General features: G+C 66.9%; 13 protein-coding genes and 4 pseudogenes. 8 read left to right on the top strand and 9 right to left on the bottom strand.

From position 1 onward, the window contains the following. Positions 1–662: 662 nt before the first annotated feature. Positions 663–1,022 (bottom strand): DUF6300 family protein, encoded by a 360-nt coding sequence (locus ACWDEX_RS19240; protein ID WP_450464776.1) that lies wholly within the window; start codon positions 1,020–1,022, stop codon positions 663–665. Continuing rightward, on the bottom strand, positions 1,019–4,618 hold the full coding sequence (gene dnaE / locus ACWDEX_RS19235; RefSeq protein ID WP_450464775.1) for a DNA polymerase III subunit alpha: 3,600 nt from the start codon (positions 4,616–4,618) through the stop codon (positions 1,019–1,021). Before dnaE ends, ACWDEX_RS19240 begins: the two co-directional genes overlap by 4 nt. Before the next feature lie 262 nt (positions 4,619–4,880). On the opposite strand from dnaE, the gene ACWDEX_RS19230 reads away from it, so the two are divergent. The 3 genes from ACWDEX_RS19230 (at position 4,881) to ACWDEX_RS19220 (ending at position 7,254) form a co-directional block, all read left to right on the top strand. Then, complete coding sequence (locus ACWDEX_RS19230) at positions 4,881–5,714, top strand: hypothetical protein (protein ID WP_450464774.1); 834 nt, start codon at positions 4,881–4,883, stop codon at positions 5,712–5,714. 422 nt (positions 5,715–6,136) lie between these two features. Beyond that, positions 6,137–6,355 (top strand): ATP-binding protein, encoded by a 219-nt coding sequence (locus ACWDEX_RS19225; protein WP_450464803.1) that lies wholly within the window; start codon positions 6,137–6,139, stop codon positions 6,353–6,355. A gap of 137 nt (positions 6,356–6,492) precedes the next feature. Continuing rightward, a complete protein-coding gene (locus ACWDEX_RS19220) occupies positions 6,493–7,254 on the top strand; it encodes a GNAT family N-acetyltransferase (RefSeq protein ID WP_450464802.1) in 762 nt (253 codons plus the stop codon). A gap of 298 nt (positions 7,255–7,552) precedes the next feature. Here ACWDEX_RS19220 and ACWDEX_RS19215 read toward each other — a convergent pair. From ACWDEX_RS19215 to ACWDEX_RS19205, 3 genes and pseudogenes are all read right to left on the bottom strand, one after another. Next, positions 7,553–8,396: pseudogene (locus tag ACWDEX_RS19215) on the bottom strand (IS701 family transposase); the annotation flags it as partial. Positions 8,397–8,501: 105 nt separating this feature from the next. Beyond that, positions 8,502–9,891, bottom strand: a pseudogene (locus ACWDEX_RS19210) (IS1182 family transposase); the annotation flags it as partial. A gap of 159 nt (positions 9,892–10,050) precedes the next feature. Continuing rightward, positions 10,051–10,620 (bottom strand): GNAT family N-acetyltransferase, encoded by a 570-nt coding sequence (locus ACWDEX_RS19205; RefSeq protein WP_450464773.1) that lies wholly within the window; start codon positions 10,618–10,620, stop codon positions 10,051–10,053. A 323-nt stretch (positions 10,621–10,943) separates the two neighbouring features. On the opposite strand from ACWDEX_RS19205, the gene ACWDEX_RS19200 reads away from it, so the two are divergent. Both ACWDEX_RS19200 and ACWDEX_RS19195 read left to right on the top strand, forming a co-directional pair. Further along, entirely contained in the window at positions 10,944–11,258 is a 315-nt protein-coding gene (locus tag ACWDEX_RS19200; protein ID WP_450464771.1) for an ArsR/SmtB family transcription factor, read from the top strand. Next, entirely contained in the window at positions 11,255–11,665 is a 411-nt protein-coding gene (locus ACWDEX_RS19195) for an SRPBCC family protein (RefSeq protein ID WP_450464770.1), read from the top strand. Before ACWDEX_RS19200 ends, ACWDEX_RS19195 begins: the two co-directional genes overlap by 4 nt. A gap of 18 nt (positions 11,666–11,683) precedes the next feature. On the opposite strand, the pseudogene ACWDEX_RS19190 reads toward ACWDEX_RS19195, so the two are convergent. Further along, positions 11,684–12,283: pseudogene (locus ACWDEX_RS19190) on the bottom strand (IS5 family transposase); the annotation flags it as partial. A gap of 34 nt (positions 12,284–12,317) precedes the next feature. Next, positions 12,318–12,527 (bottom strand): hypothetical protein, encoded by a 210-nt coding sequence (locus ACWDEX_RS19185; RefSeq protein WP_450464769.1) that lies wholly within the window; start codon positions 12,525–12,527, stop codon positions 12,318–12,320. Between the two features lie 81 nt (positions 12,528–12,608). On the opposite strand from ACWDEX_RS19185, the gene ACWDEX_RS19180 reads away from it, so the two are divergent. The 3 genes from ACWDEX_RS19180 (at position 12,609) to ACWDEX_RS19170 (ending at position 15,198) form a co-directional block, all read left to right on the top strand. Then, complete coding sequence (locus ACWDEX_RS19180; RefSeq protein ID WP_450464767.1) at positions 12,609–13,415, top strand: hypothetical protein; 807 nt, start codon at positions 12,609–12,611, stop codon at positions 13,413–13,415. Between the two features lie 96 nt (positions 13,416–13,511). Continuing rightward, positions 13,512–14,201, top strand: coding sequence for a DUF402 domain-containing protein (locus tag ACWDEX_RS19175; RefSeq protein WP_450464765.1), 690 nt, complete (start codon positions 13,512–13,514; stop codon positions 14,199–14,201). A 136-nt stretch (positions 14,202–14,337) separates the two neighbouring features. Then, complete coding sequence (locus ACWDEX_RS19170; RefSeq protein ID WP_450464764.1) at positions 14,338–15,198, top strand: TIGR04222 domain-containing membrane protein; 861 nt, start codon at positions 14,338–14,340, stop codon at positions 15,196–15,198. 351 nt (positions 15,199–15,549) lie between these two features. Here the strand turns inward: ACWDEX_RS19170 and ACWDEX_RS19165 are convergent. Next, positions 15,550–16,114: pseudogene (locus ACWDEX_RS19165) on the bottom strand (GNAT family N-acetyltransferase). Between the two features lie 280 nt (positions 16,115–16,394). Further along, entirely contained in the window at positions 16,395–16,817 is a 423-nt protein-coding gene (locus tag ACWDEX_RS19160) for a DUF6924 domain-containing protein (protein WP_450464762.1), read from the bottom strand. Between the last annotated feature and the right edge of the window lie 36 nt (positions 16,818–16,853).

Raw genomic sequence — 16,853 nt, 5'->3', positions numbered from 1 at the left:
TGGCGTCGCTGAACTGCACGCCCACGGTCGGGTTGTCGTTGTCGCAGTGGAAGGCGAAGCCGGTGCCGCGCACGGTCAGATCGGTCAGATTCATCGTGCTGCCGGCGTTGGTGACCACCGGTCCGTGGAACGCGCCCTCCGGGGCGATCCCGGGATCGTGGCCGGTGATCGTGTGCCCGGCTCCATTGACGGTGAACCCGTCCGGCACGGTCAGCGTCGCGGTGGTGTCGCAGTCCGCTGTCAACGTGAACTCGGTCCCGGTGGTCGTTCCTGAGCAGGCGGTGGTGATGTTCCCGCCTGCCGCGTGCGAGGCGGTGGCTTCGAGCCCCACCTGGCCTACGGCCGCGACCACGGCAAGCGCCAAGGCGCTGACTGTGCGCATAACCATCCCTTCGAGTCTCGCGATCAATATCTGAGATGTCGCACAGTAAGACGAAATGGGATGGTTTTGACGTAGGCTTGGCGCTATTACTCCTCGCCGTGCAGGATCCGGCGGATCTCGTCGCAGTAGAGGACGCGCCCGACGGCCACGGACAGGCTCCGCGGTGTCGGGCGCGGCCCCCGCGCGTGTGGAGAGCGAGCAGGGCCGCCGGCAAGGACGTCTCGCTTTCCTCCTCGGCCGTGCGCGAGGGGCGCGGGATTCCATCGCCGTCATCGAATGGTCAGAGCTCGCAGCGTTGCCATTGCTCGTGCTCGCTGGCGAGAAGGTCAAGATCGACATATTCCTGGCGTAACGACTCGACCCACGCAGCTACCAAACCTCCGAACGGTTCGAAGTCGGTGACGTCGAGTGTGTCGCAGGCCGTAAGGAGCTGTAACAAGGCATCGGAATCCTTGTTCCCCCGGTCACAGACCGAGCACAGGGTGCTCTCGCGCAGGCCCTCGATTCTTTGCCCGTTGGTGTTTCTCCAGGAGTGTGGGAATCGGGCCAGCAGCAGGGTTGGTCCTGCGCATCGTGTGCACGGCGGAGTGGTGTCGACCCGCAGGTGGATTTCCTCGTTCTCGGCGCTCGGGTCGTTCACGCGATCCCCTGCCATGCGTCGAGTCCGAATGAGGCCTTGATGTCGGACGCGACTGTGGTGGCGTTCACGGTGGTCTGCAATCGGTAGACGACCGTCTTCTGCATTCCGCGCACAGAGAGGTGGACCGGGTTCTCGCCTGGGTGAGCCTTCACGATCCGTCGGAGTTCCTTGACCGCGGGCTCGTTGATGCGGTGGTAGGGCAAAGTAAGCACTACGGGCGCTGCTCCGGTGCGCTCTGCTGAGGTGACATCGAGTACCTGCAGCTCCTGTCCGAAGATGCTGACCGAGCCGTCTCGATCGTTGATGCGCCCCTGGACGGACACGACGCTGTCTTCGACAAGCGCACCTGCGACGAGCTGGTACGTGGCGGGAAAGAAGAGGACTTCGATCGTGCCGTCTCGGTCGGCAAGGTTGACGATCGCCCAGTTGTTGCCCTGCTTGGTCACTTTCAGTTGGACGCTGGTGATCAGGCCCGACAGGCGCACGATGCCCTCGGTGCGGCCGGAGGACAGCAGGTCGACGATCGTGGTGTCGCGGTTGGCGGCGAGGATGTTCTCGGTGCCGTCCAGTGGATGAGCGGAGACGTACAGGCCGAGCATCTCGCGCTCAGTGGACAGGAGGTGCTTACGCGTCCACTCCTCCTCACCGATCTTCACATCGAGACCGAACCCGGAGTCGTCGCCGCTGTCGGTGCCGCCCAAGCCGGCGAACAGGTCGTCCTGCCCGTACGCGGCGGCCTTCTTCAGCGGCACGACAGCGTCGACTGCCATCTCGTGCACGGCGGACAGCCCCTTGCGGGTGTGCCCGAGTGAGTCGAACGCGCCGGCCTTGATGAGTGACTCGATGGCCCGCTTGTTCAACGCGGGCAGGTCGACCTTGTCGAGGAAGTCCTGGAACGAAGTGAACTTCCCCTTTGACTTTCGTGCATGGATGATCGACTCGATCACGTTCTCGCCGACGTTGCGCACCGAGAGCAGACCGAAGCGGACATCGTCGCCGACGGCCGCGAACTCGGCCAGGGATTCGTTCACGTCGGGCGCGAGGACGGTGACGCCGAGCTTGCGGGCGTCAGCCAGGTAGACACCGGCCTTGTCCTTGTCATCACCGACGGAGGTGAGCAGTGCCGCCATGTACTCGGCCGGGTAGTTGGCCTTCAGGTACGCGGTCCAGTAGGAGACGAGCCCGTACCCGGCGGTGTGGGACTTGTTGAACGCGTAGCCGGAGAACGGGAGCATGACGTCCCAGATCGCCTTGGTGGCTTCTTCCGAGTAGTTGTTGCCTGTCATACCGGCGTGGAAGTTCTTCCACTCGGCGGCCAGGACCTCGGGCTTCTTCTTACCCATCGCGCGGCGCAGCATGTCGGCGCCGCCGAGGGTGTAGCCGGCGAGGGTCCGGGCGATGGCCATGATCTGCTCTTGGAAGATGAGCAGGTGGTGGGTGCTGCCCAGGATCGGGTCGAGGACTTCCTTGAGTTCTGGGTGGATGGGGTCGGGCTCTTGCTTGCCGTTTTGCCGCAACGCGTAGTTGGTGTGCGCGTTGGCGGCCATGGGGCCGGGACGGTACAGCGCCAGGGCTGCCGCGATGTCCTCGAATCGGGTCGGCTCCATCAGTTTGAGGAGCGCGCGCATGCCGCCGCCGTCGAGCTGGAAGACGCCGAAGGTGTCGCCTCGGCCCAGTAGTTCGAAGGTCTTCTTGTCATCCAGGGGGATGACGATGGTGTCCTTGTCGCCGTTCATCGGGTCGACGGTGGCGAGGTTGACGTCGCGGTTCTCCCGGATGTTCTGAAGGGCGTGGTCGATGACGCCCAGGTTTCTCAGGCCCAGGAAGTCCATCTTGATCAGGCCCATGGCTTCGCACGAGGGATAGTCGAAGCCGGTGATCTTCACGCCGTCGGAGGCCCGCATGTGCAGCGGGATGCGATCGGTCAGCCTGGTCTTGGACAGAATGACCGCGGCCGCATGGACGCCGGTGCCTCGGGGCAGGCCCTCGACACCCTTGGCGGTGTCCATGACCTTCTTCACGTCCGGCTCGTTCTCGTACATCTGCCGGATCTCGCCGGCCTCGCCGTAGCGCGGGTGCTCCGGGTCGAAGATGCCGTCGAGCGGGATCGACTTGCCCCCGACGTCCGGCGGCAGTGCCTTCGTGATGCGCTCACCGTGGGAGAACGGGTAGCCAAGGATCCGGGAGGAGTCCTTGATCGCGTTCTTGGCCTTGATCTTGCCGAACGTGTTCACCATGGCGGTGTATGCGTCGCCGTACTTCTCGGTGACGTAGCGCACCATCTTGTCGCGCTGGCGGTCGTCGAAGTCGAGGTCGACATCGGGCGGGTTGATGCGCTCGGGGTTGAGGAACCGCTCGAACAGCAGGCCATGCTCCAGGGGGCACAGCTCGGTGATCCGGGTCGCGTACGCGACGATCGAGCCGGTGGCCGAACCACGGCCCGGTCCGACGGGGACGCCGTTGTCGCGGGCGTACTTGCAGATGTCTGCGACCACGAGGAAGTACGAGGAGAACCCCATGGGGCCGATGACCGACATCTCGGTCTCGAAGCGCTCCAGCACTTCAGCAGGGACCGGGTCACCGTAGCGCATGGCGAGCCCCTTGAGGACGTCCTTGCGCAGCCAGGACTCCTGCGTCTCCCCCTCGGGCACGCCAGGGAACTGCGGCATCTCGTCGACGTAGTCGAAGACCTCGTCATACGAGCCGATCCGCTCGGCGATCAGCAGCGTGTTGTCGCACGCCTGCGGCAGCTCGGAGAACAGGGACCGCATCTCCTGCGCGGTCTTCAGGTAGTAGCCGCTGCCCTGGAACCGGAACCGTTTCTCGTCAGCCTTGTTCTTGCCGACACCGATGCACAGCAGGTTGTCGTGCGCGTCGGCCTGGCCCTCGTGGATATAGTGCGCGTCGTTCGTCGCCAGCAGCGGGATGTCCAGGTCCTTGGCCAGACGCAGCAGACCCTCCCTGACTTCCCGCTCGATGGACAGCCCATGGTCCATCAGCTCCAGGAAGTAGCTCTCCTTCCCGAAGATGTCCTGGTAGGTGGCAGCGACCTCGCGGGCCTCGTCGTACTGGTTCAGGCGCAGCCGGGTCTGGATCGCGCCGGACGGACAACCAGTCGTCGCGATGATGCCCTCAGCGTGCTCGCTGATCAGCTCCATGTCCATGCGGGGCTTGCCCGCCGGGAACTGACCCGTGTAGCTGGCTTCCGTCGAGAGGTAGAAGAGGTTGCGCAGGCCCTGCGCACCCGTCGCCCACATCGTCATATGAGTGAAGCGGCCACCGCCGGACACATCCTTCGAGCCCTCGCCGTCATCCGACATGGCGCGCTGCCCGCCGGGCCCCCAGAACTCCTTTTTGCGGTTGCGCCGCGACGACGGAGCGACGTACGCCTCGATCCCGATGACCGGCTTGACGTCCTCGAAGCCCTTGGCCACTTGGTGGAACTCGTACGCGCCGAACATATTGCCGTGGTCGCTCATGGCCACCGCAGGCATGCCCTGCTTCGCGACCTCGGCGAACATCGGCTTGAGCTTCTGAGCACCATCGAGCATCGAGTATTCGGTGTGATTGTGCAGGTGAACAAAAGACCGGGACACCGGGCGCGCACCTCCGCGAGGGCTCAAAGGGAAGGCCTCAAGCTACACCTCACCCCACCCGCTACCGATCCCCCACACCGGCGAACCAGCCATAGTTACAAGCCACTTCGATGACCGTTTCACGCCACCTCGCTGGACTGCCCTGGAGGCCATCCGGCCGTCGTGCAAGAGCGCTCATGGCAGCAGGCCAGCACCCTGTCCCGCTCATGTGCACGATGGCGGGTGGTCGTAGCCAGTTCCCAGTTCGCTACCATCCCTGCGCATGACAATGCGAGGGTTGCGGCTGGGTGTCGTGGCGGTGCTGGCGGCGCTCTGTGTCTCCGGTCCGGGACGGCCGGAGGTCATCCGTACGGCGTCGGACCTTGGCCCCCTCCCGGCCGACCGCTACGACCTCACGCCGCAGGACTACCAGCGATCGCAGCGGGCATCGGCGTTGCTGGTCCGGCAGTGCATGGCGGAGCACGGCCACCCGGACTTCCCACTCGACCCCCGCTACCCCAGCGATCCCATCGTCGCCACCGCGGTCGGCACCGACTACGGTGTCCTGGATCTCGCCGCCGCCCGCCGCTGGGGCTACGGCTGGGACCCGGCAAAGTCCCGGGCTCTGCGGCCGAAGGGCCGCCGGATGACTGACGCCGAGTACGCCGACTTCCCCGCCTGCAACGCGGAGTCGAACCGGCGGCTGATGCGAGGCATCGCTGTCAAGCGGGACTGGCTCTACGCAAGTACACGGGCGATCGAGGTCGACAAGGCCGTCAAGCGCGAACCGCGCCTGCGTGCGGCGTGGGATGTGTGGTCCCGATGTGTGGCAGAACAAGGGTTCACGCGCTATCCCGACCCCGTGGCTGCGTACACGGACACCGCCTGGCAGCGGGGCAGTGACGGCAACACCCGGCATACGCCGCGGGAGCGGGCCGTCGCCGCCGCGGACGTCACCTGCAAGCACCGCCACCATACGGCCGAGCTCTGGCACGCTGTCCGCGCGCGGAAACAGGCCGTGGACATCGCCAGGCACCGTGACCGCTACGCCGCCGGGCTGCAGGCGCTGCGGACGTACCGGGCCACCATCGCCGAGGTGCTGCGGAATCTCGGCTAGTGCTCCAGCAGGATTTCGGTGTCTGACCTGCGGGTTTCACCGGGTGGCGGGAGTGTAGCGGGACTCCGCTTGTGCAGGGGCGGTCTCACGGAGATCGCCCCTCGAACGTGCGACACCGCCGCAGGTAGTGACAGCGGCGGGCGACTGCTTGGCGTCGTCGGCGCCAGTTCGACCAGCTCAGCGCGTGGTGTCGACCTCGGTGTCCGCTCAGGTGCGGCGGCCGGGGACGACAAGTTGCCAGGAGTCGCCGAATCTCCGCCACTGTGAGCTCGATGGCCTGGGCCGTCCCACCGGTTGCACCCCCTCTTCCCCGGCCTGGTGTGCCGTGACGGCCAGGAAGGCGTGCGCGAGCATGGCCAGGGTGACGTGCCGATACCACTGGACGAGTTCGGCTACCTGAACCTGGACGAGAGAGCGCTCGACTGCTGTTCCAGATCTTCACCGAGCGCGAGGAGTGCAAGGCGACAGCGGTCGCGACCAACTCACCGGTCGCCGAGTGGGACAAGATCTTTGCGGACCCGCGACTCTGCGCGGCGATTGCCGACCGGCTCACCTTCCGCTGCACATTGATCCAGACAGGCACCGAGTCATATCGCTTCCAGGCCACTGAAGCCGCACGCCAATCGCAGACGAAGCGATGACCCACAAGGCGCCACCGAGCTGAGAGAGCCCCGGCAGACTGGCGATCTCGCGCGCCTCGGCCGCAGACCGACGTGATGAACTGGACATCATGGAAGCGACGAAACACCCAACCGACGGCAGCAACATCCTCGCGCGGATGGAACGCAACCTCGCAGAGCACGCATGTCATCTGCACCGGCACCTGGATCATGCAGTGGTCACGGAGACGGCCGACCTCCTGATCGCCAACAGCGGACTTAAGGATGACACCTTCAATATCGTCGCCGCCGCACGCTTCACACCGAGCAACGTCGAGGCACGTATCGCCCAGACTCTCCAGGCAGTGGAAGCCACAGACCGCCCCTTCTCCTGGTGGGTGGGACCCGCCTCGACACCGCCGGACCTCTCTGCACGCCTGGCTGCCGCGGGTCCGCCAGCCTCCGAGCAGGAGACAGCCATGTGGGCCCCGCTCGACAACCTGCCACCTCAACCACAGATCGCGGAACTGGACATCCAGCAGGTCTCCACGCCTACACAGCTCGCCGACTACGCCACCGTCCTTGCCGCGAACTGGGATCCGCCGGCCGCCACCGTCCGCTGCTTCTTCAGCCAGGCTGCGCCCTGGGCACTCGCTCCCGACTGCCAGGCCCGCTACCTGATCGGCTATCACCGCGACAACCCGGTCTGCTCCGCCGAGGTCTTCTACCACGCAGGAGTCGCGGGAATCTACAACATCAGCACCCTCACCACTCACCGCAAGCGCGGGTACGGAGGCGCCGTCACCCTCGCCGCGCTGCACACAGCGCGCAACCAAGGACAGCACATCGCCGTCCTGCAAGCATCATCGGAAGGAGAACCCGTCTACCAGCGCCTGGGCTTCCTCTCCTGCGGTCATTTCATCGAGCACGCCATCAGCTGATAACCCGCTCAAGTCCTTCACGACGGAGCCGGGCCCTTCTGAACCGCGCCTGTCAGGGACGCAAACCCAGCAGGGCCCGGAGCCATCAAGCTACTCGCTCCCCACCCGATCGTTCCCACGGACACTCCCGCTGCCGTCAAGGAATCACGGATGTCACCCGATGGAAGTGGCTCCGAATCTCGTTGCCGATCATGGACTTGTGTCGTGTTCATCCGCGTCACAGACAGAGCAACGTGGCTCCCCTTCCCGCTGTCGCAGTGGCTCCCGTTCACCCTGACGAAAACACAAGCCCGTGGTCGGGCTCATGGTCGGCAGCCCACGTAGCGGCGAACCTCGTACTGGTCCAGGCCGCATAGACGCGTGGGCCCTTCGCGCCGTCACCGTACGAGATCTTCTCCCATGCCTCGTCGAGCGCCTGCGCGAACAGCCCCTCAATGCGGGAACGTCCCACGCTGAACTGGGACTTGGGCACAGCCAGCACGTAGCCGGCGCCCGACTGTTCCACCAACCGGCGGAAGCGGTTGTCCTGACCGTAGGCGGAGTCCGCGGTGACCCAGGTGACGGGCAGCGGCGAGGCGAGGGCCCGCAGCACCAGGTGCCGGGCCAGCTCGCCCTTGGTGGCGAACTCCCGCTCGTCAGGGATCTTTGCGGTGCGGCAGCGTTCCCGGTCCTCTGTCCAGGACTTCGGGAGATAGAACTCACGGTCGATCAGGGCGCGGCCGCGGGCTGTGGAGTAGGCGGCGAAGACGCCGATCTGGCAGTTCTCGGTGCGGTCGGCGGTTCCGGAGTATTGCCGCTGGCCCCCGGCGGAGGTGATGCCCTTCTTGATGAAGCCGGTGTCGTCGATGATCAGGACACCGTCTCCCTCGCCGAGCTTGTCGGCGACGTATTGCTGCAGGTCGTCACGGATGTCGTCGGGCTGTCACTTGGCTCCGGCGAGCAGGTGCTGCAGGCCGTCAGGAGTGGAATGACCGGCCTGCTCGGTCAGCTGCCAGCTGTTTTTGCGGGCCACCGGGGCCAGCAGTCCGCGTACGTAATCACGCATGCGGCGGCGAAGCTCCACACGGCCGGCGGTGACCGACGGCCAGGAAGAGATCGTCCAGTTCGAGGTCCCACTGCGCGGTCGCGTGTTCGATGATCACCTTGGGAGGCTGCCCCGCCGCTGGCACTACCTGCGGCGGTGTCGCACGTTCGAGGAGCGATCTCTGTGGTTGCTGTGGAGGGTGATGCTGCCGCCTGGGCGGTCCGGCTCGGGCGGCGGCCAGTCCGGGGGTTCCGACCTGCCCGAAGATCTTTCGCAGGTTGTGGCATGCGGCGAGTAGCCGCCATTCGGCGCGGGCGCCTGCTTCGACGCGTAGCAGGAGTCTGCGGCCGTCCTGGCAGGTCACGATCTGCCCGAAGACGGGTTCGACGACGGCTTTGCGTTGGGCGTAGGCGGCGCGTCCGGGTTTGGTGTGCAGTTTGCGGGCCATGTGCTCGCGCGCCGGGGCGTCGGCCGGGATGCGTCCGCGCGGGGCGGGGCTGACGCGTTCGTCGTGGGACAGGCGGCCGGTGGCCATGAAGGTGCCGGTGCCGTGTTCTTCCTTGCGCTCGGCTGCGGCCTGAAGGTTCGCCTCGGAGCAGTAGCCCGCGTCGAGGAGCGCCTGACGTGCGTGGATTCCGGTGTTCGCGGCGGATTGGTCGAGCATGCCGGTGTAGTTGAGTGCGTCGGCTGGGTTGGTCGTGACGTCGGCGGCGGTGATGATCTGGTGCGCGTCGTCCACCATGGCCTGGGCGTTGTAGGCCTGGATGAACGCGCCGGCGCCGTTCTTCATGATGCGATATTCGGGGTCGGTGAAGTTGGCCTGCGCCTTGTCCTTCGGCCGCGCGGTTTCGGCCGCCAGGTCGCCGGCTTCGGCCACCGCCTCGGGTTCGTCGGTCCCGGCACGCTCTTGGCGTCGCCGCTCCTTGTCCTCGGCGTGCTCGCGGGCCTTCTCAGCGGCCTCGGCCTCGATCTGCGCACGGGCGGTCTGCAACCTGGCCAGGCGCTTTTCCCTGCGGTCGAGTTCGGCGGGCAGGTCCGTGTCCTTGCCATCGGGCCCGAACCGCGCGTCCTCGGCGGCATCGAGAGCCTCGGCATCGGCCAGCAGGCGGCGGCCGCCGCCTCGAGGCCGGCGATCTCGGCTTCGAGGCGTTCTCCCTTCTCCACCAGCCGGATGTAGCTCATCGCTTTGTGCGTGGAGGCGTTGGCCTGCAGTTTCGTGCCGTCGAGTGCGACCCGGCCCATCTTGACCATGCCGAGTCGCTGCGCCAGGCGCAGCGACTGGGTGAAGATCGCGGCCAGGGCGTCCAGGTGTCGGGTCCTGAACCGGGATAAATCGACCGGTAGTCCGGCCCCGCCCCCGCGGCCAGACAGCGGAAGGCCACATCATCGGTGCACTTGCGCTCGATCGCCCGTGACGAACGCACTCCGGTGGTGTACCCGTAGATCAGCAGCCGGACCATCAACCGCCGGTCATACGGCGGAAACCGCGCTTCTCGGTGTAGGACGCCAGGATCGGGCCCAGGTCGAGGGCCTCGTCGACCAGTTCGGCCACGAAATCGGGCCAGATGCCCCTCGGGCAGCCACTCATCCAGTGACGGCGGCAGCATCAGCATCTGATCGGGGACGACGCCCGGAACGTCTTCTTCACCGCCGCCGTCGGCGCGGTCTCCGGCTTCACCACCGCCGCCGGATCCACCTCGAACAGGCCATCCCCACCAGACATACCAGGAATTCCCCATATGGAAGATCACGAACAGGAGACGGCGTCGGGCTCAATCGCCTGATCGACTGCCAAGATCCGCGGACAGCGCCGCGTAGACGTACTCGCTGCCCCAGCGATCCCCGTCGAGGTCGTTCTCGACCAGGTGCGCCTCTCGGCGCATCCCGAGGCGCTCACAGACCCGCACAGACCCGGTGTTCTCCACATCCAGCCGTGCGTAGAGCCGGTGCACGCCCAGGGTGTCGAAGGCAAACCCGGCCAGCGCCGCGGCCGCCTCGGTCGCGTAGCCGTGCCCCTGGTGACGTGGGTCGAGAGTCCAGCCGATCTCGGCCTGGGCGGCGCGGGCATCGGCCAGGGCGAGGCTCACCTCGCCAATGACGCCCGGCTCATCGCGTCGACAGACAGCGAGCGCCAGCTTGTCCCCGTCGGCGCGCCAGGCCGTCTGCGCCGCGCGCTCGGCGGCAACCTGCTCGCTGCGCTCACGCGTGTGCGCCGGCCGGTACAAGTAGCGCGCCACGCTCGGCAGGCTCTGGTAGGCGTACAGGTCGTCGGCGTCGCCGGGAGTGAACAGACGCAGCGACAACCGGGCCGTCGTCAATGGCAGCAGCGAGGCGACGTCCATGCGGACCTCCGGGACGGGGATGTGGGTCAAATTGCGGACTGATCTTCGCATCACAACTGCCCAGCAGCCACTCCCTTTCAAGAGCAGCGCTCGGCAGCCGCACTTCACCACGAGGCGCGGCATTCCAGGAGTTGTTTACTGACCCACGCTCCTAGGGCGCGTATCGAGTCGTGATCAATCTGTGGGAATCGCCGTCGTGGCGGCCACGAAGTTATCCGGCGGTTGATCTGCAGCTGGGACCGGAGATGGGAGTCCGGAACCTCCACCCGAGGATGTGTCGGAGATTCTTGACGCGTCGGAGTTTTCTGACGCATGATGGCGTCATGCCTACCGACGTGTTTGGCGTGCTAGCCAACCCCGTACGCCGCAGACTGCTCGAAAGCTTGCGAGAAGCCCCTCGCTCCACGGGGGAGCTGGCCGGGATGTTCGAGCTTGGGAGGCCCGCGGTCTCCGAGCACCTGGCGGTGCTTCGTACCGCCGGACTGGTGCGCGAGGAGCCACGCGGCCGCTACCGCTTTTACCACCTCGAACCGGCACGGTTGGCCGAGGTGAGCGAGTGGCTGCATCCGTTCGAGCACTACTGGAAGCAGCGCCTGGATGCGCTGTCCGATCTTCTGGACGAGGACAACGAGACATGACCGAGAACAACACGATCACCTGCGAGAAGTTCCTGCCCCACCCGCCGGCGGCGGTGTGGAAGGCCCTGACCGATCCCGAGCTCCACGCCCGCTGGTGGGCCGCCGGCGACATCAAGCCCGTCGTCGGGCATCACTTCGCCCTCGACATGGGCAACTTCGGCAGCCAGCCCTGCGAGGTGACCGAGATGGACGACCAGCGGCTGCTGGCCTACCGCTTCGCCGAGGGCTCGCTCGACACCACCATCACCTGGACACTGCACCCGGAGGGCAAGGGCACCCGCCTCGTCCTCAATCACGCGGGCTTCGACCTCGACTCCCCGATGGGCCGACAAGCGCGCGACGGCATGGGCAAGGGCTGGCCCGACGTCCTGAACCGTCTCGACTCCGTCCTGGGCGAGGCCGCCTAGGTCTGCGTCATGTCGTGATCAACCGTTGGGCCGCGTGAGGTCTTTGATCCAGATCATCGAGGCGCGCAGATGAAGGCCGGCAAGGTAGCTGTCTGGGATCTTGTCGTACCGGGTGGCGATACCTCGCCAGGCCTTAAGCTTGTTGATCAGGCGCTCGACGGTGTTCCTCTCCTTGTAGAGGCCGGCATCGTGGCTGACGGGCCGGCCGCCACCGGAGCCCTTCTTCTTGCGGTTGGCGGCCTGGTCCTTCTTCTCCGGGATGACCGCCTTGATGCGGCGTTTGCGCAGGTGGGAGCGGTTTCCGCGGGATGAGTAGGCCTTATCCCCAGCGACCGCGTCCGGGCGGGTGCGGGGCCGGCCGACGGGCCCGCGGACCCGTACCTTCCCCAGCACGGGGATGAACTGCGGGCTGTCCGCGGCCTGTCCCGCGGTCAGGACGAACGCCAGCGGGCGGCACTTTCGGTCGGCGGCAAGGTGGATCTTGCTGGTCTGCCCGCCCCTGGATCGTCCCAGGAGAGCGGCCTTCAGACGCGCTCTGCGTCGGCGCCGGATGCGTCGTCGCTCCTCACGCTCGGGATCTGCTTCGGCTTCCCGCCCGTTTCGTTCTTCGGAGCCGCCCCACATCGTCACCGGGAGTGAGGTTGGAAAAGGCTCACGGACCCTGCTCGACGAATGGCCCGAGGGCGGCACCCTGCGCCACAGCACCCGCGCCGACGCCGACCCCTGGCGCATCGGCATCGAGCACATTGCCCGCTGGGCCGAAGACCGCTACCTCCGCCCCCACCTCGACGGCCGCCCGTTCGACGGACCCGACGCCCTCGCCTGGCTTGCCGAGCACCGCCCCGACATCGCCCGTAGCCACGACAAACACATCACCGCCCTCACCCAGTTCTACGAAGCCGCCAAAGACCGCAACGTCATCCGACTCACGCCAGATCTGACGATGCTGCGCTCCGGCCTCGACCGCGACGCCACTCCACCCAAACGCCTCACCTACATGGAACGCGCCGCCTTCTTCACCTGCATCGGCATGTGGGGCCCCGACAAAGCCCGCCACTACCTCCGCGACCGCCTCATCGCCTACCTCCTCCTCGAAGGCCTCCGACCCGGCGAGATCGTCCGTCTCGACACTCGTCACCTCTACGAACTCCCCGACGACACCTACGAAGTACGAGCCCCGGATGCGTTCGAGAACGTCGGCAAGAAGTTCACCCTCGAGCCGCTCACCGTCAGCGCACTGAAGGCCTACCTGCCCAAACGGCCCACGCCGGCCGACGGCGAACACGCGCTCATCCTCGGCCAGGGCGGACACGCCATCGTCTCCCGCTACCCCAACATGCTCATCCGACAGATGGCCACCACCGAACCCACCCTCGCGCAACGCCAACCGCCCGTCACCGCAGACGTCGTCGCTCACACCGGCTTCTGGGACACACCCCAACAGGACCCCGATCTACGACCGCACCGACCTGAACGGTTTCTATGTCGCCATGGGCACAAGCGGCAACCAGTTCAAGAACGCCCCTTGGCCGGGCGGTTCCTCACCACCTTGGTGGACCGCATCGAAGCCGGCCACGACCATGACCGCGATCCGCTGCAGTACGCCGGTGAACACACCGGCAGCGTCATCGACATGGCGGCGTTCTTCCCGCGAACGCCATGTTGCCGAGGGTGCCGCCTCCCGTACCGTCCTGGGCTGACCTGCCGTCGCCGGGGGCGCGCAGCCGCACGCTGTGGTGGGCGCGGCTGATTCCTGGGCAGGCTTCAGCGTGACGGTTCGCCCAGGTCGGGAGATGGTGCTGGGCTGGATGCCGGGCGGGTGCCCGGCCGGGACGGAGGAGGAACGGTGCGCGGTTTCGAGACGGGGGAGACGGTCGTACAGCGCAATGTGCACCGCAGCGGCCGGGTGTGGAGCGAGCAGGCGCTGCGGGTCGTCGCCGACACGAGCGAAGCCCTGGTGACCGCCTGCGCGCCGGGAGCGCAGGCCCGCTGGCCCACCTTGTATGTCAAGGCCCGCGCCGACGGGAACCGTTCGGCGCGTACGGAGGTGTTCGAGGCGTTGGCGATGGGCCGGTGGGAGCTCACGGACAGCCAGTGGCAGGGGACCGAGCTGCTGCTGTGGAATCCGCCGGGCACCTGGTTCAGCGTCAACGCCTTCTATGTCCCCGACGGCGAGGGGCGCCGACTGCGGAACTGGTACGTGAACTTCGAGCGGCCCGCTGTGCGGACCGCTGCCGGGTTCGACACCTTCGACCTGACCGTGGACCTGCTCGTCGACCCCGACCTCAGCCGGTGGCGGTGGAAGGATCTGGACGAGTACGCCCATGCCCGGCGGCTCGGCGTCATCACCGACAGCGAGCACCACGCCGTCGACGACGCCCGTGCCCACGTCCTGGCTATGCTCGAGGAACGCTCCGGCCCGTTCGGGGCCGCCGCCGCGTGGACGTCCTGGCGATGGGACCCGGCGTGGCCCATCCCGCGCCTGCCGCTGCCCGATCCGGACGCGCAGAGGAGGGTCGCACCGGCAGGAGGCTGAACCGACTGGACGCCGTGCACCCCCATCCGGTTCACTCGTCGCGGCGCGGGGAGCACCCCGATGCCCGTCGACGCTGTGTTCGACGTCATTGCCCGGACACCGTCCGCCCCCCTCAACACCGTTCAAGGGAGCAGCCATGAACGCCCCCTGGGGTTTCACCGGCCCCCAGTTCCTCGGTCTGTACGCGGCAGGCTTCGCGGTCGCCGTACTGCTCGGTGTGGCCGTACGGCGAGCGACCCGCAGCTTCTACCCCGCCCATGACACCGGCTTCATGCCGGACGTCTACACCCTCGCCTGGGTCGTCGGCGGGGCCCGTCAGGTGGTGAACACCGCCGTCTACGCCCTCGACCGCGGCGGCCATCTGAGCTCGGCCCGCGACGGCACGCTCACCTTCCACGGCAGCGTGCCCGACGAACCGGTGCAGCGGGCCGTCCTGGAGGCCGGGCGGACCCCGGAGACGAGCAACATGGTGCTGATGCACCAGGCCGCCCGGCGCCTGCCGGAGGTACTCCGGGCCGGGGACGCCGCGCGCAAGCTCGGCCTGCTGCCCAGCTGGAAACGCCGGCTGGCGGGGCGTCTTGCCGGGCTGCCGATGCTGGTGCTGATCGGGGTGGGGATCGCAAGGGTGGTGAACGGCGTCCGTCTGGGACGCCCGGTGGGCTGGCTGGTGACCTTCCTGCTGATCTCCGTCGTGGTGGCGGCGATCTTCGTTTGCACACCGCCCCGGATCACCCCCGCGGGCTGGTACGCCATACGCCACTCCGGGAGATCGGGTTACCCGGTGTACTGGGGACCGGCCGGCGACGGTCTGAAGGTGTCGGCCTTGGTACTCTCCGTTGCCACGGCAGGCTGGATCGCCCTCCCCGATCCGACGGTCCGTTACTCCCTCTCCGACTTCTTCTCGTCGTCCTCGTCCGGGTCATCATCCTCCGGGGGCAGCGGCGGCTGCGGCGGCGGCGGCTGCGGAGGCGGAGGTGGAGGAGGCTGCGGCGGATGACGGTCCGGATGTGTCCGGAGGCGACCTCACCCCATCAGAGCGTGCAGCATCACGAACCGCGGTCAGAGCCTGATCACTCTCAGCGTCGAATGTTCGCTGACTGCTCCTCAAAGCTCTTGATCCCCGCGAGTTCGCGGAAATGAAGGTTCTTCAGCACGAACCCAAGGGTGCGATGCCCCGATTCTGGGGGAGAGACCCGTGGGTTCGCGGTCCGCCCCGGTCTCCTATCCCTGATCCACGGTGCAAAGTAGCCGTTGACCCTCAGCGTACTCCCGTTGCTTCGTCTCCGGCCTGTTCGTCAGGCCGAACGAGTGCCGACGAACGAGACTTGTGCAGGGTCTGCGAGCGCGGTCAGAACCAGTGCAGGCAGTGCGGGGAGCGCTCGGCGCGGAAGAGTAGGTCGGCGAGGGTGGCTGCGCCTGGGCGGTGGGCCCCGATGTGTCCGGCACGCACGAGCGTGCTCGGGGCAGTGCCGCCGAGGTAGATGGAGCCCAGGTCGCTGATGTCCAGGGACAGGTCGGGCTTCCGGTGCGTCGGGACGCAGTCGGCCTTGCTGTCCCGGACGGTCAACAGGTAGCGGCCGTGTTCGCCGAGGAACGGGTCGTCGGTGAGCTGATGTCGCATCATCGCGCTGAGCACGCCCTGGCGCCGGTGCGAGGGCAGGACGCCGACGGCGGTCACCCCGGCGGCCGGGACGAGGGTCTCACCGGGCAGGGTGAGCTCAAAGGAGTGCGTGGCGGCGGTGCCGACGGGCCGTCCGTCCGCCGTCAGGGCGAGCATGCAGCGGTCCATTTCGAGCGCCGACCACCAGAGCCCGCCGCCCTCTATCGAGGTTTCCGGGAAGCGCCCGAACGCGGCATGGACTGTGTCGACGAAGACGTTCGAGCTCGTTGTCGGTCGTGGGACGGATCTCCATTGCTGGCTGCTGCCTCCTGGGGATACCGGCACCACGACTCGTGGTGTCTGGCCACAGTGCAGCGTTGACCCGTGGCCAGGGCAAGCGAATGACGGCCGGGCCCGCGGCCGCATCGACGGCCGCCGCCCCCCGTCATCGCGAAGGCCCTCGGCTACCACGACAAGACCGCCACCCGGCTGATCATCGAGGCCGGAGGAACCTGGAGCCGATACGCACCCGGTGACACCCGTCAACCTCGCGGCGGAACTCAGGGCTCTCGGGCCGCGGAGACGATGTCGGGTCAGCCGCCCTCGAAGCCCCGAAACGTGCCCGATGCGCCCGCAGTATCGGCGAACTCGGCGAAGTCCATGTTGGCAATCGTCAAATTGGCGGAGACGTCGGCATACCAACGAGGTGGCACCCGAAACGTCCGGCCGGGTTCGTCACACAGATCGACGGCCATGAGAGGATGTTCCTCATCTGTCATGGTGATCGTGTCTGCGACGAACAGGTAGCAGAGCTTCTCATCGTCGTCAGCAGCCGCATCTGCGTCCACCAGCGCTTGAACGCTCACGCCCTTGAACGAACGGTCGCTGACATACGTCGCGTGAGGGTACTCATCAGCGCCGTCAAGCGCCGCTCGTACCAGCTCCCACGCCGCGTCGTTGCTGAAGTCGGTACGCAATATGAGCGAGGTCAGATCCTCGGGTTCAGGCAAGGCCATGCTGGCGATCCTCCCACCTGACGGGCCATGCCCAAC

This window comes from Streptomyces sp. NPDC001020, assembly GCF_053599115.1.
The sequence above is the reverse complement of the archived record's forward strand: the minus strand, read 5'-3'. Positions and strand labels throughout refer to the sequence as shown.